The organism is Microcoleus sp. B7-D4, from assembly GCF_036705125.1.
Lineage (GTDB): Bacteria > Cyanobacteriota > Cyanobacteriia > Cyanobacteriales > Microcoleaceae > Microcoleus.
This window is the reverse complement of the sequence record NZ_JAUBTT010000002.1, coordinates 69,603-89,206: the sequence shown is the minus strand read 5'-3', so window position 1 is coordinate 89,206 and position 19,604 is coordinate 69,603. Positions and strand designations below refer to the sequence as shown.

At 45.1% G+C, this 19,604-nt stretch carries 12 protein-coding genes and 1 pseudogene; 6 read left to right on the top strand and 7 right to left on the bottom strand.

The annotated features are described in order from the left end of the window. Positions 1–483: 483 nt before the first annotated feature. Positions 484–5,856 (top strand): AAA family ATPase, encoded by a 5,373-nt coding sequence (locus QUB12_RS01150; protein ID WP_333305077.1) that lies wholly within the window; start codon positions 484–486, stop codon positions 5,854–5,856. Positions 5,857–5,985: 129 nt separating this feature from the next. Here QUB12_RS01150 and QUB12_RS01145 read toward each other — a convergent pair whose 3' ends face one another. After that, positions 5,986–8,208, bottom strand: a complete 2,223-nt coding sequence (locus tag QUB12_RS01145; protein WP_333143267.1) for a PAS domain S-box protein — start codon at positions 8,206–8,208, stop codon at positions 5,986–5,988. A 412-nt stretch (positions 8,209–8,620) separates the two neighbouring features. Continuing rightward, entirely contained in the window at positions 8,621–10,099 is a 1,479-nt protein-coding gene (locus QUB12_RS01140; RefSeq protein ID WP_333143268.1) for a leucyl aminopeptidase, read from the bottom strand. A gap of 338 nt (positions 10,100–10,437) precedes the next feature. On the opposite strand from QUB12_RS01140, the gene QUB12_RS01135 reads away from it, so the two are divergent. Then, complete coding sequence (locus QUB12_RS01135; protein WP_333143269.1) at positions 10,438–12,636, top strand: transglycosylase SLT domain-containing protein; 2,199 nt, start codon at positions 10,438–10,440, stop codon at positions 12,634–12,636. A gap of 496 nt (positions 12,637–13,132) precedes the next feature. On the opposite strand, the gene QUB12_RS01130 is transcribed toward QUB12_RS01135, so the two are convergent. Continuing rightward, positions 13,133–13,630: a pentapeptide repeat-containing protein gene (locus QUB12_RS01130; protein WP_333143271.1), complete on the bottom strand. Its 498-nt coding sequence runs from the start codon at positions 13,628–13,630 to the stop codon at positions 13,133–13,135. Between the two features lie 109 nt (positions 13,631–13,739). Between QUB12_RS01130 and QUB12_RS01125 the strand changes: the two genes are divergently transcribed. Then, entirely contained in the window at positions 13,740–14,108 is a 369-nt protein-coding gene (locus QUB12_RS01125; RefSeq protein ID WP_333143272.1) for a phage holin family protein, read from the top strand. Between the two features lie 4 nt (positions 14,109–14,112). On the opposite strand, the gene QUB12_RS01120 is transcribed toward QUB12_RS01125, so the two are convergent. Then, complete coding sequence (locus QUB12_RS01120) at positions 14,113–15,165, bottom strand: cobalamin biosynthesis protein (RefSeq protein WP_333305074.1); 1,053 nt, start codon at positions 15,163–15,165, stop codon at positions 14,113–14,115. A gap of 120 nt (positions 15,166–15,285) precedes the next feature. On the opposite strand from QUB12_RS01120, the gene QUB12_RS01115 reads away from it, so the two are divergent. Next, entirely contained in the window at positions 15,286–15,648 is a 363-nt protein-coding gene (locus QUB12_RS01115) for a hypothetical protein (RefSeq protein ID WP_333305071.1), read from the top strand. 50 nt (positions 15,649–15,698) lie between these two features. On the opposite strand, the pseudogene QUB12_RS01110 reads toward QUB12_RS01115, so the two are convergent. Continuing rightward, positions 15,699–15,941: pseudogene (locus QUB12_RS01110) on the bottom strand (TetR/AcrR family transcriptional regulator); the annotation flags it as partial. A gap of 75 nt (positions 15,942–16,016) precedes the next feature. Here QUB12_RS01110 and QUB12_RS01105 point away from each other — a divergent pair. Further along, on the top strand, positions 16,017–16,379 hold the full coding sequence (locus QUB12_RS01105) for a hypothetical protein (protein WP_333143275.1): 363 nt from the start codon (positions 16,017–16,019) through the stop codon (positions 16,377–16,379). A gap of 8 nt (positions 16,380–16,387) precedes the next feature. Here QUB12_RS01105 and QUB12_RS01100 read toward each other — a convergent pair whose 3' ends face one another. Both QUB12_RS01100 and QUB12_RS01095 read right to left on the bottom strand, forming a co-directional pair. Beyond that, positions 16,388–16,909 (bottom strand): GNAT family N-acetyltransferase, encoded by a 522-nt coding sequence (locus QUB12_RS01100; RefSeq protein WP_333305069.1) that lies wholly within the window; start codon positions 16,907–16,909, stop codon positions 16,388–16,390. Positions 16,910–16,933: 24 nt separating this feature from the next. Further along, the gene (locus QUB12_RS01095) at positions 16,934–17,551 is read right to left on the bottom strand and encodes a TetR/AcrR family transcriptional regulator (RefSeq protein ID WP_333083393.1); all 618 of its coding nucleotides are present in this window, start codon (positions 17,549–17,551) and stop codon (positions 16,934–16,936) included. Between the two features lie 312 nt (positions 17,552–17,863). Here QUB12_RS01095 and QUB12_RS01090 point away from each other — a divergent pair, with 312 nt between their 5' ends. Then, positions 17,864–19,459, top strand: coding sequence for a pitrilysin family protein (locus tag QUB12_RS01090; RefSeq protein ID WP_333143277.1), 1,596 nt, complete (start codon positions 17,864–17,866; stop codon positions 19,457–19,459). Positions 19,460–19,604: the final 145 nt, after the last annotated feature.

Here is a 19,604-nt window from a genome sequence, read left to right as displayed (position 1 = left end):
AACCGCAGATGCAGGCTAATGTACGCAGATAGTATCAAGTTTATATCTTGGTTTATCTGCGTATATTGGCGGTGAAAAATTACAAATTATTGTTTTCTGATATTATCAGAACTTACGCAACCATACTATACATAACATAGCGCAAATAGTGCGGAGTAGGCAAAGAAACTAATTTAGGATTAGCGATCGCACGTCATGCCACCTGAAAGTTGAAAGTTGAGAGTTGAGATTACTCGCACGGATGAGTCCGGGACTGGCGATCGGGAGGCGCAGCTTTTTTCACGGGTACACGGATTAATCCGGGGGCTTGTGACTAAATTACTTTCGGTCAAATAATAGTTGATAAACATTGGGAAAAAATTACAGTTAATTCTGTCCCTACCCAGGATGCAGAGTTGGCGATCGCTATCTTTGTCACATAATAAAATATAATGGAAGGGAAGGTTTTAATTTAACTTTTTTATTAGAGAGGGTTAACCAGTTATGGATGCGATCGCCAATTTGTCAGGTTATCAGATTACAGAGCAACTTTATGTAGGTACACGTACCCTAGTCTATCGAGGCATCCGTACCCGTGACGAATACCCAGTCGTCATCAAACTGTTGCGAAACGAATACCCCTCCTTTAACGAGATCGTCCAGTTTCGCAACCAATATACCATTGCCAAAAATCTCGACTTCCCTCACATCGTCAAACCCCTGACGCTGGAAGTATACCAGAATAGCTATGCCCTAGTAATGGAGGACTTTGGCGGAGTCTCCCTATCTACTTATCTCAAAACACCAACAAATCAAACCCAACCATCTCAAGCTTTACCTTTAGCAGAATTTCTCCAACTCGCCATACAACTAACAGACATTATTCACTATCTCTACCAAAACCGAGTCATTCACAAAGATATTAAACCCGCTAATATTCTCATTAACCCCGACACCAAACAAATTCAACTAATTGACTTTAGTATTGCATCCATCCTACCACGAGAAACCCAAGAAATCGAGAACCCGAATATTTTAGAAGGAACATTAGCCTATCTCTCCCCCGAACAAACAGGACGGATGAATCGAGGTATTGACTATCGTAGTGACTTTTATTCTCTGGGTGTGACCTTTTATGAATTGTTAACAGGACAGTTGCCATTTATCTCTGATGATCCGATGAAACTGGTGCATTGTCACCTCGCCAAACAGTCGAAACCTATCCATCTAATAAATCCAGAAGTTCCCATAATTTTATCAAAAATTGTCAGTAAGCTGATGGCGAAAAATGCCGAAAAACGCTATCAAAGTGCATTAGGACTAAAGCACGATTTAGAAAATTGTTTATTTCAGTTACAAAAAACAGCCAAGATAGAAGATTTTGAACTCGGAAAGCGAGATATTAGCGATCGCTTTACTATCCCCGAAAAGCTCTACGGTAGAGAAAAAGAAGTCGATCAACTATTAGCTGCCTTTGAGCGAGTCAGCACAGGTAGCACCGAAATGATGCTAGTAGCAGGTTTTTCGGGAATTGGGAAAACCGCCGTTGTCAATGAAGTTCATAAACCGATTATCCGTCAGCGCGGTTATTTTATCAAAGGCAAATACGATCAATTTCAACGCAACATTCCCTTCAGTGCGTTTGTGCAAGCCTTCCGCGACTTAATGGGTCAATTGCTATCAGAATTGGATACCCAACTGCAAACATGGAAAACCCAGATTTTAGCAGCAGTGGGAGACAGCGGACAAGTCTTGATTGACGTGATTCCTGAGTTAGAAGGCATAATTGGCGCTCAACTTCCTGCAACAGAATTGTCAGCAAGTGCCTCCCAAAATCGCTTTAATCTGCTAATGCAGAAGTTTGTGCAAGTTTTCACGAGCAAAGAACATCCTTTAGTGATGTTTTTGGATGACTTGCAATGGGCGGATTCAGCATCCCTGAATTTGCTACAATTATTGATGCTCGATACAGGATATTTATTAGTATTGGGGGCATATCGAGATAATGAAGTTTGGCCCGTGCATCCATTTATCTTAAGAGTGGATGAGATAGTTAAAACGGGGGCAACAGTGAATACAATTACTTTGGAACCGTTAAGCGAACTAGATATGAATTTGTTGGTGGCGGATACGCTGAATTGCGAATCATCACTTGCCCAACCTTTGACAACATTAGTCTATCTAAAAACTCAGGGTAATCCTTTCTTTGCAACTCAGTTTCTCAAGACATTACATGACGAGCAGCTAATTAGCTTTAACTGGGAGATTCGGCATTGGCAGTGTGATATTGCCCAAGTGAAAGCCTTAGCTATCACTGATGATGTCGTTGAATTCATGGCGTTGCAATTGCAGAAGCTGCCCAAAGGAACTCAGTATGTTCTCACATTAGCTGCTTGTATAGGATCACAGTTTGATTTGAATACGTTAGTAATTGTCAGTGAGAAATCTGCTGGAATGATGGCTACGGCTTTATGGAAAGCATTACAGGAAGGTTTGGTGATTCCCACGACCAAAATCTATAAGTTCTTTACCGAATCGGATAGTGATGAAGTTTTCAAGGCTTCAGCTAATCCAACTTATCGATTTTTACACGATCGCGTCCAGCAAGCCGCATATTCGCTAATTCCCGATTCACAGAAAAAAGCAACGCATCTCAAAATCGGACAATTACTTCAGCAAAATTCTTCAAAAATAGAGCTAGAGGAAAAACTGTTTGATATCGTCGGGCATTTGAATCGAGGAATTGAGTTAATCACCCAAGCGAGCGAACGGGAAGCCTTAGCTCAACTTAACTTAGAAGCCGGTTGTAAAGCCAGAAATTCAACCGCCTACACGGCAGCCAGAGTTTATCTGCAAACAGGCATTGATCTACTAACAGCCAACTGCTGGCAAAGCCAGTATGAATTAACCCTGAACCTCTATGTTGCGGCTGCCGAAGCTGCCTATTTGAATGCTGACTTTGACAGCATGGAAGAGATAGCAGCACAAGTGTTGCAAGCAGCCCAGACAATCTTAGACAAAATCAAAATTTACGAAATTCAAATCGCTGCCGAGACAGCACAGAGCAAGTCACTAGAAGCCATTGCAGTAGCAAGAGATGCACTCTGGCAATTGGGCATTGAATTACCCACCGCACCTGACGAAGCCTTGATTAGCCAAGCGCTACAAGCCGTTGCTAGCCAACTCCAAGGTAGAACGATTGAGGAACTGGTGGATCTGCCTGTGATGAGTGCTCCTCAGACTCAGGCAGCTATGCCAATATTGGCCATGTTATTTGCACCCATTCTCCAGGGAATTCCAGGCTTAGTGCCCCTACTTAGCTCCACGATGGTAAGTTTATCGCTCTCCTTTGGGAATGCACCCGCATCGACGGTGGGCTATGCGATTCACGGACTTGTATTAAGTGCTTTTTTGGGAGAGGCAAAAACGGGCTATAGCTTTGGTAAATTGGCACTCTCATTGCTCGATCGGGTCAATTCACGAGAATTTAAGTGCATTACTCATAATATGTTTGGGGCATTTATTCAGCATCATCAAAATGCTATGAGGGCAGGGCTACCAACGCTGAAAGAGGGCTTTATAGCTGGCATGGAAACGGGCGATTTTCTTAACGCTGGCTACAACATAGCTACTTACAGCTACATCAACTTTTACGGTGGGGTAGAACTGGATACTTGGGAACCGGAACTGGCTGTCTACAGTGCTACCTTGGCTCAGGTGAAGCAATATTCGGCTCGGACTTATTTGCATATGGAGCGGCAGATGTTGCATAACTTGAGGGAAGTCGTCAACCAGCCGGATTGCTTAATCGGAACTGCCTATGATGAAACGGTGATGATTCCTAAGCACTATCAGGATCGTGAATTCAGTGCGATCGCTCTTGTCTACATTTACAAACTGCTGCTTGCCTACTCATGGGGCAATTATCCGGCTGCCTTAAACCACATTGGTCAAGTCAAGCCGTATGTGATGGCATTATCGGGATTGGTTCATGTTCCTGCTTTCCATTTCTATGCAGCCCTGACGCATCTGGCAGTGTTTTCCACACAGCCAGAAACCGAGCAAGCTGAAACTCTCGCCCTAGTGGAAACCCATCAAACGACTCTGCACCAGTGGGCGCAAAATGCTCCTATGAATCATCTGCATAAGTGGTATTTAGTTGAAGCAGAACGGCAGCGGGTTTTGGGTTACAAGGCCGATGCACTTTCCATGTACGATCGCGCGATCTCCCTCGCTAAAGAAAATCTATTCCTCAACGAAGAAGCCCTCGCCAACGAACTAGCAGCGAAATTCTACTTGGAATGGGGCAAAGAAAAAGTAGCTCAAGCCTACATGATTGAAGCGTATTATTGTTATGCCCGCTGGGGTGCTAAAGCCAAAATAGACGATTTGGAAAAACGTTATCCTCGCCTACTCGGTATTATCCTTCAGCAACCTCAATCCTTTACTTCATTTAAAGAAACGATCGCCCGGGGAACGATTACTTCTACTCACTCTTCTAGCAGCAACTCTGAATTTCTAGATTTGCCTACTCTGATCCAAGCCTCTCAAGCCATTTCTGGGGAGATTGAACTAGATAAACTCCTGACTACTCTTTTAAAAATAGCGATCGCGAATGCTGGCGCCACTAAGTGTGTCTTATTGCTCAAACAAAAACAGTATTTACAGGTAGCGGCGCTTGTAGCAGAGGGACAGGAACCTGAGCTATTACCATCAATACCTCTAGAATCAAGTAAGGATGTAGCAATTAGTTTGGTTAACACTGTCAAGCGCAGTTTGAAACCTTTGGTAATAGTTGATGCTAGGGTAAGTTCCCAGGTTGGGAGCGATCGCTATATTGAACAGCACCAGCCGATCAGTGTTCTTTGTATTCCAATTCTTAATCAAGGGCAGTTGATAGGAGTTTTCTACCTGGAAAATAACCTGACGGTTGGGGCATTTACGAGCGATCGCATTGAAGTGCTAAATTTGCTGGCTTCTCAAGCTGCTATTTCCTTAGAGAATGCCCGTTTGTATCAAGAATCTCAACAAGCATTTACCGATCTCAAACAAGCACAAATAAAAATAGTTCAAAGCGAAAAAATGTCAGCCTTGGGAAACTTAGTGGCTGGGGTGGCTCACGAAATTAATAATCCAGTTGGTTTTCTGGTTGGTAATATTCAACCCGCCTTAGATTATATCAAAGATTTGTTTGGATTGCTCGATTTGTATGAACAAAAATATCCGCAACTCGATCCAGAGATTCAAGAAGAAATCGAGAACATCGATCTGGAATACATCCGGGAAGATTTACCGAAATTAGTAGGTTCGATGCGGGAAGGCGTGAAGCGGATTCGGGATATTAGTACAAGTCTACGGACATTCTCCCGTGCGGATACTAACTATCCCGTAGCTTGCAATATCCACGATGGCATCGATAGCACCATTATGATCCTGAAACATCGCCTCAAGGCTAACGATACTCGTCCCGAAATCAAAGTGATTAGGGAATATGGGAATTTGCCACCAGTGGAGTGCTATGCCGGACAGTTGAATCAAGTATTTATGAATTTGTTAGGTAATGCGATCGATGCTTTGGAGGAATCAAATCAAGGAATACCTTATGCAGAAATCGCCAATCAAATTACCATTAGAACCGACATTTGTAGCGACAAAAAACAAGCTATAATTTGCATCAAAGATAACGGGGTGGGCATGAGTGAAGTAGTGCAAGAGAAGATTTTTGATGAGTTATTTACTACCAAGGAAGTAGGGAAAGGTACGGGATTGGGATTGCCTATCGCACGGCAGATTGTGGTTGAAAAACACGGCGGTATGCTCGATGTCAACTCAACTTTAGGTATAGGTACAGAATTTATAATTTCACTGCCATGTTGATTATTACCTTGGTAATTTATAGCCAATTTTTGGATTTTTCTTGAAAAGTTAATTTTTTTTACAGCCCACTTGACAATTTATAGCGATCGATAACGTCTGCCCAAGTCTTGATACTTCCGTCGCACTAATTTATAAAGGAATCTCGATCGCAAATTCCGTACCTTCTCCTACGGTGGAACGGCAGCTTAAGGCTCCGGCGTGTTTTTCCGCGACAATTCGGTAACTGATGGCTAACCCCAAACCAGTGCCTTTTCCCATCGGTTTTGTCGTGAAAAACGGGTCAAATAATCGGCTCCGCACGTCTTCTGTCATGCCGATCGCATTATCGGAAATGCGGATGCAAATACTATTTTCGTTCAGGGCTTCTGTGCGAATGCTAATAGTTGGTTTCCAATCGTCGCCGCCGACTGTCGCTCGCCTTTTTTGGTTGCAAGCATCTTCCAAGGCGTCAATACTGTTGCTAAGCAGGTTCATAAATACCTGATTTAGCTGACCTGCATAACATTCAATTAAAGGGATTTTACCATAATCTTTGATTACTTTAATTTCGGGATAGTCGCCTCTGGCGCGCAGTTTGTTGTGCAAAATTAGGAGCGTATTGTCTATGCCTTCGTGAAGGTTTGTAGGCTTTTTTACCGAGTCGTCTAAACGCGAGAAATTTCGCAAGCTCAGAACTATTTCGCGAATGCGATCGGCTCCCATTTTCATCGAAGATAATATTTTTAGTAAATCTTCTCTCAAAAAATCTAAATCGATATTGTCAATACATTCTTGAACTTCTACCACGGGTTCAGGATAGTGTTTTTGGTAAAGTTCCACAAGCTGCAACAAGTCTCTGATATATTGGCTGGCGTAGGAAATATTGCCGTAGATAAAACTGACAGGGTTATTAATTTCGTGAGCTACTCCAGCTACCATTTGACCGAGACTTGACATTTTTTCGGTATGAATTAGGTGAGCTTGAGTTTCTCGGAGTTCTTTGAGAGCGATTTCTAGCTGCTGAGCTCTGTTGTTGGCGATCGCCTCGGAGAGCCGCAAAGCATCCTCCGCTGCTTTGCGCTCTGTTATGTCAAAAATGGCGCCGTTGAGAGATAAAACTTCACCGTCTGCGTTGAAAAGGGCTTGACCTTTCTCTGCAACCCACCGCACGTTTCCGTCGCAGTGAATTAGGCGATATTCGATGATGTAAGGTTGTTTTGTCTTAATAGCTTGAGCGATAATTGTCTCGATCTGCTCAACGTCATCGGGATGAACTATACTCGGAAAAGCCTGCACCGGTTTTTGCATAAAGTTAGCTGCAGGATAGCCGGAAATAGCTTCTATGCCACTGCTGATAAAAGTTACGCTCGATCGCCCCGCAGCACTGCACCGATAAACCGCACCGGGAATGTTAGAAACTAATGACCTAAATTCTTCTTCCCTTTCTCGCAAAGCTGCCTCAATCCGCTTGCGTTCGCTAATGTCGCGAGCAAACGCGCACTGATATTCTTTGCCATTAAATTCCAAATGGTTGATTGTGATTTCTACCGGAAAAATGCGACCGTACTTAGTGAGGTGGTGAACTTCAATATTCACCGAACCGCAGCGTTTTAAGACTTTCCAGTGCAAACTCCAAGCAGTTTGGGGAAAATCTGGATTGATGTCATGCACCGTCATCGAGAGCAATTCTGCTTCAGAATATCCCAATGAAGTGCAAGCAGCGTCGTTGACGTACAAAAATTTACCGTCGGGCCCGATCCAGAATATCGCATCTGCCGATCGGTCGATCGCAAATTGAGTCAGTTGCAACTTTTCCTCAACCCGGTGGCGATCGGCAATTTCTTTTTCTAACTGTTCATTAAGCGAATTGAGAGCTAAAGCGCGATCGACAATAGTATCTGAAGGGTAAAAATTGAGCGCTTGTTTTGCCAATTCTCCTTTCTCGATATCATGTTGGGGCAGATTTTGTTCTACCTCTTTTAACGATATTTGTTGAAATTTTTCTTTTTGATTTAAACCAGACTCGGTAAGTGCTTTCGGCATGAGGGCGAGGGCGATTGCGGCTAAAAGCCAAGAAATCAAAGCACTTGCAGCTTTGAGAGTTACCGACAGCCAATATATGGAATGCCAAAGCGTCCAAACTTCCGTCAATTTAGCCGCGCCCCAAGCAAAAAAAACAACGGCAAACAGCCGGAAAATCTTGCGGTGAGAACCTTGGCGGGTAAAATAAACTAAAGATAGGGCGATCGAGCAATAAGCCAGTGCCGTCAGCGAGTCAAAAACAGCGTACAGTCGCAACTCCGGCACCAGGTTGCAGGCGAGTGTAGAAGATAAAGCAAGTGTGGAAAAAAAAATTGTTAATTGTTCTTGCATAAAGTTCAAGAAAAAAATTATCTGTACCAATGCAAATCAGATCAAATCTAATTATTTGATTTCGGCTAATGAAATATTTACATAATTATATACTTTTTTCATTTTTTATGAAACAGCTATTTTTTCAGGAAATGTCAAAACAGTCGAGGTGGGGCCCTGGGAACGAAGCTTTGCCCAAGTATGAGCAATGGGGAGCCTCACGGCTAGCAACGCTTACGTTGCTCCCTGTGACGGAATACATAGGTTCGCGTACTGATTGCTTCCGAAACATTTAAATTGTTAATGATCCCTATTAAATTTTCTTTTAGATGACTTAAGCAGTGAGCCAGCGGTTAAAAACCCCTGGCTCACAGATGGACTAGCAGACTTTTAAGGCAGAGAAAATGTCAATTCTTCCGCTGGAAATCCACAATTAAGCACCGCCCAGCACCCAATGCACCAAAGTCCGAACTCCAAAACCGGTAGCCCCAGGGCCATTGTAGCCATTTTCTTTGTCACTCCAAACCGTGCCGGCAATATCTAAATGGGCCCAAGCAGTATCCTTTACAAACTGCTTCAAAAATAGCGCCGCCGTAATCGAACCGCCGGGACGTGGACCTGTGTTTTTCATGTCGGCGTGCAATGCTTTCAAGCCCTCAAAATATTTTTCTTCCATCGGCATTCGCCAAAATTTTTCGCCTGCCAATTCTGAGGCGGCGACTATTTCGGCGGCGACGCTATCTTGAGGACTCCACAAACCCGCGATATCGTCGCCTAAAGCAATTACGCAGGCACCGGTTAGAGTTGCTAAATCGACAATTGCGTCAACTCCCAATTTATCAGCAAATACCAAAGCATCAGCCAGGGTTAAACGCCCTTCTGCGTCGGTATTGTTGACTTCAATTGTTTTGCCGTTGGAAGCGGTGAGGATGTCTCCAGGGCGCATGGCGCGGCCGCTGATCATGTTTTCAGTGACGGCGCTGATAAAGTGAACTTCCACATCTGGTTTGATGTGTCCGATCGCCTTTGCCGCTCCGAAAGTAGCCGCAGCGCCGCCCATATCTACTTTCATCATTTCAATGCCGCTGCCGGCTCCTTTGATGTTCAAACCGCCAGAATCAAAGGTCAATCCTTTGCCCACAATTGCTATTTTGCGGCGCGGTGTGCCTTCGGGTTTGTAAGTTAAATGGATGAATTTAGGCGGTAAATCAGATGCTAGGGCAACGCCGAGAAAGGCTCCCATGCCGAGTTTTTCGCAGTCTTCCCGCTCCAATATTTCTAATTCTAAACCGCATTCGGTAGCTAGACTTTGAGCAGTTTCGGCCATTGTAATCGGGGTGACAAAATTAGCGGGCGCTGCGACTAATTCCCGTGCTAAAATGACTCCGGCAGTGATTTGGCGGGCGCGGACGATCGCACTTTCGGTACCGGCAAAACCAAGCAAATGAATTTGTTCGAGTTGCGGGCTTTTGTCTTCCTTTTCCGATTTGAAACGGTTGTCTTGATTCAGGGAGAGTTCTACACCTTCGGCGATGGCGCTGGCTGTAGAATCCGGCGCGTTTTTCCACACCGGAAAGCTAATTCCGAGGGTTTTGCATTTCTCTTTTTTGGCTAACTTGGCGCAAACGCCCGCAGCTTGCCGCACGGTGTCTAATTTTAAGTCCTCTGTTTTGCCCAAACCTACGATCGCAATTTTGCGAATGGGATTATTGCCGCCGACGCGGGTGATGGCGCTCGTACCCACTTGGCCCTTAAAATCTACTTCCAGTAGCAGCTCTTTCAAAGTGCCTGCCAGCTTTTCATCTAATTGTGCCAGATCGCCGGTGAGTTCCAAGCCGTCCTCAAATAGACCAATTGCCAGGGCGTCTCCTGTCCAAACAGAGCGGGGCGTATCGGTGACTAGAAATTCCATGTTTTGATTTACACTTTAGATTTTAGATTTTTGATTGTACTTTGTACTGGGTGGTTTGGGCTTTTTTCTTGGTGCGGGGAAATAGATCGATCGCACAAATTCTCCGCTCCACATCAAAATAAATTCTGCTACTATATCAGCCAAGTCCGCCTGCGATCGGATATTCCACCAATCTCAATCATCTGTTTGGGGGTCTGCTGTCCGTTTTTGCCCCACTCTTAACATTTATTTCTCCTTGAACAGGCATCCTGCCTGTGATGGCGTAGAACACCCATCCTGCCTCTGATGGCTCTTGACAAACGATCGGTTCTCTATATCTTATTCTCTTAAATTTTCCCATGCTAAAACGACGCCGGGCCCGATTTTCTGTTTTAATCAGCGTTTCAGTTTGCGTTATTGCGATCGGCTCTTTGGTTGCTGCGATGAAATTGATGGGTTTTGGCTCGGTCCAGAAGGCTCAGCAGCCCCAGAATGCAGCGAATTCCGAATCGGAAGTCAAGATGCTGGTGTCGCTGTCACCGAGCGAGCGATCGGCGAAATTAGTTGAACTCGCAACCAGTCAGTCTGCAAGTACGAACCCGCAGCAGGAAATCTCCCCTCAAAGCCGCGCCCGCTACCTGCTTGCCAGCGATTTAATTCAGCAAGGAAATGCGGCCAAAGCATTAAAGTTATTGGACAAATTAGAGCAAGAATATCCGGTTTTAGCTGCTCACATTGCCCTAAAAAGGGCGCAAGCTTACCAATTAAGCGGCGACAAAGGCAAAACTAAAAAAGCTTGGGAGGAACTGCTCAAAAACTATCCGAACGACCCGGTAGCAGCGGAAGCTTTATATGTTTTAGGCAAGTCAAAACCGGAATATTGGCAACAGGCAATTAGTGAATTTCCTGGTCATCCCCGCAGCGTAGAAATGGCCCTCCGCAAGTTAAAAGAAAATCCCAATCAGCCGCAGTTGATGCTGCTCGTAGCAAAACACGGTCATTATGTCAAAGATTACGGGACAATTTTGGAACAACTGGTGCAGCGAAACAGCGCCGGTTTGAAACCGGAAGATTGGGAAGAAATTGCCTTTGGCTATTGGGAAAAACAAAATTACGGCAAAGGAGCTATTGCTTACGGGAAAGCTCCCCGCAACGCTAAAAATCTTTACCGCAAAGCTCGCGGTTTGTGGCTCGACGGAAAAATCCCGGAATCGAGAATTGCCTATCAAGAATTAGTGCGCGAGTTTCCCGATGCCGAAGATACTGGTTTGGGTTTAATTCGGCTGTCGCGGCTGAGCGAACCGAAAGAAGCGATCGTTTTGCTTGATCGAGTTATTAGCAAATTCCCCAACTATGCCCCCGAAGCTTTGTTAGATAAATCGCAAATTCTCGACAAAGCACGCAGCGGTCAATCCGCCTCAGATACCCGGAAGTTGCTCTTGACAAAATACAATAATTCTGATAAAGCAGGCGAATTGCGGTGGACGATCGCCCAGCAGTTTGCCAAAGGCGGAGATTTAAAATCAGCTTGGCAGTGGGCGAGAGAATTAACCACCCACAATCCCGACAGCGAACAAGCTCCAGAAGCAGCATTTTGGGTCGGGAAATGGGCACAGCAACTCGGCCGCCAACAAGACGCCAAGACTGCATTTGACTACACGATCTTACGCTATCCAGAATCATATTTTGCGTGGCGATCGGCTGTACTTCTCGGCTGGCCCGTCGGCGACTTTACCACAGTCCGAGATTTGTCTCCCAATGTAGCGCGGCCGCCTCAGCGCCCCGAACCAACTGCCGGTTCTCCTGCGTTGAAAGAACTCTATCAATTAGGTCAAGATAGAGATGCTTGGACGCTGTGGCAAGTAGAATTTATCGACCGCGTAGAACCAAGTATTGCCGAACAGTTTACCGACGGTTTAATGCGAGTTGCAGTCGGAGACAATTTAGACGGTTTGTGGATGGTTGGGAGTTTGCGGCAACGCGATAAACCAGATGATAGAACCCAATACCTCGAACTCAGACAGCAACCGATTTATTGGCAAGCACTTTATCCTTTTCCTTACTTAGAAACCATTGTCAAATGGTCAAAAGAACGCACAATAAATCCCGTCTTAGTAACTGCATTAATCCGGCAAGAATCGCGGTTTATGCCCGCCATCAAATCATCAGTTGGGGCTACCGGTTTAATGCAAGTAATGCCGGAAACAGGAGCTTGGGTTGCTCAACAAATCAGCCTCAAAAAGTATTCTTTGGAGAATGTGGACGACAACGTTAAACTCGGTACGTGGTATTTGGATCACACTCACGACGAGTACAAAAATAACTCGATGTTAGCTGTGGCGAGTTATAATGCCGGGCCAAATGCAGTAGCAGATTGGTTGAAGAGGTTTAGTTTTAGTGATCCGGATGCTTTTGCGGAAAAGATTCCGTTTCCTGAAACCAAAGGATACGTGAAATCGGTGTTTGAGAATTACTGGAATTATCTGCGGATTTACAATCCAGAAGTTAATCAGTTAATGAGTGAGCATTATGCGGCTGCTCAGAAAAAAGCAAAGTGAATTATTCGTGGTGTGGGGGCGGGTTTATCTAAATTGTTGGTAATTGTTAGATATTTTTGGTGGAACCCGCCCTACAAAATATGGTTTCCTAGGGGCGGGTTCCACCAACCATAATCGCCCCAAACAAACAATCTCAAAAACCCGCCCCCAGCCAACAAACAATCATCATTTACATTATAGGGTTTCCTAGGGGCGGGTTCCACCAACCATAATCGCCCCAAACAAACAATCTCAAAAACCCGCCCCCAGCCAACAAACAATCATCATTTACATTGGGGAATTTAATGCAAATATCAGGTTAATGTGAATTATTCGTGGTGTGGGGGCGGGTTTATCTAAATTGTTGGTAATCCTTAGATATTTTTGGTGGAACCCGCCCCTACAAAATAGGGTTTCCTAGGGGCGGGTTCCACCAACCATAATCGCCCCAAACAAACAATCTCAAAAACCCGCCCCCACCCAAAAAACAATCATCAGTAATTGAGCGGAGATGATATCAGCGGCATCCCAAAGAATCGCGAGTAGAAATCCCAGTTTGAGAATTAATCCCGGTTGCCTTTGTACACAATTCTTTAATTTGTGAGCCGTCCATAATTGCATCAGTAAAGTCAGCGCCGGTGATATCAGCTCCATCAAAAGTAGAACGCAGCAAAATTGTTTCTGCTAATATTGCATCGCTTAAATCTGCCTTAGTAAATTTAACTTGATCAATCATTGCATTAGTTAAATTTGCTCCGTGCAAATTCGCCTCAGTCATCACCGAAGCGCTCATAATTGCTCCCCGCAAATCGGCATTAGAAAAATTAGTCAAGTCCATATTAGCGTTAGAAAACTCAGCAGCCCGCAGCATTTGACCGGAAAAATCACGTCTTGTCAGTTCGGCGTTGCTAAAGGACAGCGGAGGAGCGTAATATTTAGATTGAGCCTGGGCTGGCTGCGGCAGGATGAAGATAGTTAGCGCGAATAGGAATGCAGCTAGTTGCCGGAGTTTCATAAGTCGGATATTCTCGCAAGGTGGGTATTTCGTAGTGTATCCCGAACTTTGGTCGATCGACTAAACAGTTAAAATCTGAATTAATAGTGATGGAGATGGAAAAAAAGATATGCTAAGTTTTTTCTTAACTTGGATAGTAGCCGCAGTTTCGCTGATCATTACCGCTAACATTGTACCAGGTATGGCGGTGGTTAGCTTTCCGGCGGCGATGCTGGCTGCTGTTGTTATCGGATTGGTGAATGCGGTTGTCAAACCGATTATTACATTGCTGACGCTGCCTTTGAGCATTATTACTTTAGGTTTGTTTTTATTCGTTGTGAATGCAATTTCGCTTTCCCTGGCTTCGTGGTTGGCGAGTGCGTTCAGTATCGGCTTTGCGGTTAACGGTTTTTGGCCGGCTTTGGTGGGTTCCATTGTGTTGTCATTCGTTTCTGGGTTGATTGGTCGATTTGTGAATGCCAATACTTTGTCTCAGTAGTACATTATCCCAGATATTCGATCGGGCAAACTGCAACCGCTACTGTTACAGCAGAACCCGCCCTAACCCCCCCTTGTAAAGGGGGGGGATTTTGACTGCGAAATATTTTTTTAGGGACTAAAAGCCTTTGCTGGGCGGGCAAGATGCCCACCCCACAAGCAGATTCACTCTTTGTGGAACAGGCATCTTGCCTGTTGTTGAGAATTGTGGAACAGGCATCTTGCCTGTTCTTGAGAATGGTACGGGCGGGCAAGATGCCCACCCCACAAGCAGATTCACTCTTTGTGGAACAGGCATCTTGCCTGTTGTTGAGAATTGTGGAACAGGCATCTTGCCTGTTCTTGAGAATGGTATGGGCAGGCAAGATGCCCACCCCACAAGCAGATTCACTCTTTGTGGAACAGGCATCTTGCCTGTTGTTGAGAATTGTGGAACAGGCATCTTGCCTGTTCTTGAGAATGGTACAAGATATTAGTTCGATCGCACAAAGTGCCGCGGCTTCTGCTACGCTGGGCGTGCCGACTTGTTTGACTACAATATTTGAAGGATTGGGGACTTCTACGGAACTTAAAATGTCAGCAGCAAAAGTTTTTAACGGCCAGTTTCGCGCTTGACAAAGTTCCAGCAAGCCGACTTCACCTGCTTTAGTGTCTATTGTAGCAATACCTGCGATCGCACTTTCCGCTAAATGATAACCGCGACATACATTTTGAATTGCTGTTTCGATTAATTCTCGCCCTGTTCCGCGTTCACAACCTATCCCTATCCACAACACTCTCGGATGCCACTGAACTTTGGGCAAAGCAGATTCCGGCGAAAATCTTCTCTGGGTGAAACTAATCCAAATTCGGGCTTTGATAGTTGATATATTTTCCCCATCCCAATACAAAGAATGTTTTTCTGGCAGACTGTTTTGCCACAAAGTAGAACCAACTTCTTGAATTACTTCTACAGTTTCCCCTCTAGCCATAGCCGCCGCCACTCCTGTCCAGTCACCTTCGCCGCGCCGCCAGCCGCTGGGAATGTCTAGCATATCTAAAGTAAATTTATCGCTCATTATTCAGTTATCTATTCTGTAGTTTCACTGCGACCGCAATCTTAAAAAAAACTTAACACTCTGTTTAGTGAAAATTTTGGTAAAATTGTAGCACAAACTACAAAAAACCCAACATTTAAGATGGTAGAACTAAATCAGTTAGTGTTAGAGCTTGAAAGCAACCTCAAATCGGAAGGAGTGAAAAAAGAATGGCAAGAGCGCCGGTCAAGTTGGGTTAGCGGTGTGGCAGCATCAGTTAACCTGACATATCTAGCAGAATTGCTAGTTGAATGGGAATCAAACTTGCAGGGAGAATCGGTTGATATTCAGTGGCAAGAGCGTCGCAACCTTTGGGTAGAAGAATGTCTGGGAGCATCGATTGTTCAAGAAGTATCAAGTTTATTGCTGGAACTTGAAACCAATATAAATTCGGAAGCTATGGCTGATGAATGGCAGCAGAAGCGGGAGAAGTGGGTACAGCAATTGCACAAGTTTAACGAGTAGTTTCGAGGAGTCAGAGCCTGTAGATATGCGTTTTCAGGCTCTATAATTTCCTAATGACTAATAACTAATTCTTCATCTTTCTGCCAAACCCCATTCAGACAAATATCTGCGAGTCCTTCAGCCATTTCCTGCATTTGCTACCGAGAAGCATTCCGCTCCCTAATCGTATTTTGACTGAAGGGCGCGACTGCAAACATTCCCAAAAATACCTGAGCGACAATCTTCGGATTCATCTTTGGATAAACTTGTTTTTCCATCGCCGTTTCCAAAAAAGCCTCAGCAAAATTGCTCATTATAAAAAACCAACAGTCTCAATCAATAAAATTTGTACCATTATAGCACAAACTGCAAACAAGACAAAATTTAATATGGTAGAACTAAACCAATTACTGTTAGAGTTTCAAGCCCACCTAAACTGGGACGCAGTGAGGGAAGAATGGAAAGAACGTCGCGACTGTTGGATGAGCGAGGTGTCAGCAGCAAGTGACGAAAAACACCTAGCAAAATTGCTAGTTGAATTAGAATCAAATTATCAGCGAGAAGCGGTACAAAGTCTCTGGAAAATGATCCGTGAAAGTTGGGTAGAAGAATGTCATATAGCATCGACGCTGGAAGAAGTATCAAGTCTATTGCTGGAACTTGAAAGCAATACAACTTGGGAAGTAGTGACGGATGAATGGCAGAATAATCGGGAGAAGTGGGTACAGCAAATGTACCAATTTATAGAGTAATAATTCACTTACTCAAAATCCACTTTCATGGTGAATGATGTCCCTCCTGTGCGGTTGATTGTCTCGCTTCCCTCAATTACTTTAAATCCCGATCGCTCGTACAAACTCAGGGCCCGATTCGAGCTTCTGACACTCAGGGATACCGATCGATAAGAGACTTTGGCTGCTGACAGCAAACGATCCAGCAACTGCGTTCCTACACCCTGATTTGTATATTCTGGAAGAACGGCGATCGCCAATTCCGGGATAGTATGGTCAACCCACCCAAACCCCTTGTCATCCCCTGTAAACAAACGCACCCAGGCGGCTCCTACTGGCTGGTTCCCGTTCAATTCGATTGCTGCGAAGCCCAAATCGTTGGCACGTCCCCAATTTTTGACATATTTCGCAATTAAAGGATGATTCACAACCGCTTGCACCGTTGATTCGCCTTCTTCTGCCATGTGCGCCGCTTCATACAGCATTTGCCACAGAAAAGGCTCGTCTTCCTGCGTTAGCGGCCGAATAGAATAGCGCAAAATTTGGCCCATAACAACTTTTCCCTGTTGCCCTAATTATTCATCTTTCAGCAAAACCCCATTCAGAAAAATATCAGCGAGTCCTTCAGCCATTTCCTGCATTTCCTGCGGAGAAGCATTCGGCTCCATAATCGTATTTTGACTGAAACCCGCGACTGCAAACATTCCCAAAAAAACCTGAGCGACAATCTTCGGATTCATCTTCCGATAAACTCCTTTTTCCATCGCTGTTTCAAAAAAAGCCTCAGCAACATCGCTCATTTTTCCGATGACTTCCAACTGAATTCTGTCGCGCAAATCCGGGTGAAATTGCGCCTCCAAAAAACACACCCGCATCATGTCGCTATTCTCGCGGATATTCAGCATCCGCCGCCGCATCACCTGAGCCACTGCTTTGTAACTGCCCATCTCGCTTAATTCAGTCAGCAAATCCGTCAGCAACTCCACCCATCCTTCCGTCGCCACCTCAATCAAAATCGCTTTTTTATTATCAAAATGCCGAAATAGCGTACCCTCGGCCACCCCCGCCGCCGCTGCTAAATCGCGAGTTGTCGTGCCGTCGTATCCGCTGCGGGCAAACAACCGCTGAGCGGCTTGTAAAATCCGCTTCTTGGTTTCTGTTTCAGAAGGAGGAGACTGATTAAAAATTCGCATGGCTTTGCAATGGGTAATTGGCTACTTGGAACTACGGGAGCTGGACTGAGGGACTAATTGATGTTAAGTTTTAAAAAGAATCTCTGGCATTGAGGGCAAACATTTTTTTGTTTGACAATCCAAAATCCAAAATCTAAAATCTAAAATCGAATGACCCTTTTTGAGATTTGCTGTATCAGCCTAACATCTGCGGCGCAACAGATCGCTTATGCCTCCAAAAATCTTTATCCTGAGAAAAGAATCTCTGGCCACCGAGCACAAACATTTTTTTGTTTGACAATCCAAAATCTAAAATCTAAAATCTAAAATCGAATGACCCCGCAGTTCCAAAAACCCCGTGAAGCGAAGCTATCCCGTAGGGAATCGCCCGATCGCCAAACTCGATTCATTGCCTCCCTGCTAGCCGCTGTACTGCTGTGGTGGGGAATTTCGCCGGAAATCGCCCTCGCCCGCCCCAACCCCGCTAGCGGCTCGCAAGCAGTCTCTGTTCAACCGTCGCTCGATCGAGTAATCAGCCAAGTCAGCGAATTTAAGCTCGACAACGGCATGAAATTCATCGTACTCGAAAGGCCCAGAGCGCCCGTAGCATCGTTTCTGATTCACGCCGATGTCGGGGGCGCCAACGAACCCGACGGCCAAACCGGAGTCGCTCACTATCTCGAACATTTAGCCTTCAAAGGCACGCCAAAAATCGGCACTACCGACTACCAAGCCGAAAAGCCGCTGCTAGAAAAACAAGACCAACTCTTCGAGCAAATGCAAGCAGCCAAGGCCAGCGGCAAAACTGAAGAAGTCGCCCAATTAAAAGCAGAATTTGACAAATTTGAAGCCGAAGCTTCGCAATTTGTCAAGCGCAATGAACTCGGCAAAATAGTGGAACAAGCAGGCGGAGTCGGACTAAATGCCGCCACTTCTACCGACGCCACAATGTATTTTTACAGCCTTCCAGCTAACAAGTTAGAAATGTGGATGTCGCTGGAATCCGAGCGATTTCTAGAACCAGTATTTCGGGAATTTTACAAAGAAAAACAGGTAATTTTAGAAGAGCGCAGGCTGCGAACCGAGAATTCTCCGATCGGACAAATGGTTGAAGTTTTTGCCAACAAAGCTTTCTCTGCTCATCCCTACCGCCGCCCCGTAATTGGCTACACTGAAGACATTAAAAACCTCACCCGCAGCGACGTGCAGAAGTTTTTCGACACTCACTACGTCCCCAGCAAGCTGACTGTTGCGGTGGTAGGAGACGTGAAAGCTTCGGAGGTGAAGCGACTAGCTCAAATTTATTTCGGCCGTTACAAGGCGAAACCAGCCCCTCCAGAATTGCAACTTGTCGAACCTCCCCAAACGCAAACTAAGGAAGTCACGCTGCAATTAAAAACTCAACCTTGGTATTTGGAAGGATACCACAAACCGGCGATGAATCATCCCGACAATGCAATTTATGAAATGATTGGTTCTTTGCTCAGCGATGGCCGCACTTCTCGGCTCTATAAATCTTTGGTAGAACAACAGCAATTGGCGCTGGCTGCTCAAGGTTTCAGCGGTTATCCGGGGGAAAAGTATCCGAATTTGATGTTATTTTACGCTCAAACTGCTCCAGGCCGCACGGTTGATGAAGTAGCCTCCGCTTTGAGCAAGGAAATTGAGCGCCTGAAAACAGAGCCGGTTTCTGCTTTGGAATTGGAGCGGGTGAAAACTCAGGCGAGAGCCGATTTGTTGCGATCGCTCAATTCTAATATGGGCATGGCATTTGCGCTGGTAGACTATCAAGTAAACACCGGTTCGTGGCGAAATTTGTTCAAGGAATTGGAGGCGATCGCGGCTGTTACTCCCGCTGACATTCAGCGTGTCGCTCAGGCCACTTTCCGCCCGGAAAACCGCACGATTGGTAAGCTTTTGCCGCTTTAAGAAGAAGGAAGGCACGACACGGATTTTGACACGGATACACGGATGAATTGTCGAGCGTGAGGCATTCATCAGAAAGAAGAAAAACTCGTTCCTAGGCTAGGCCCATTCCTGAAAACTTAAGACAGAAACCCCTAATAAATGTCGC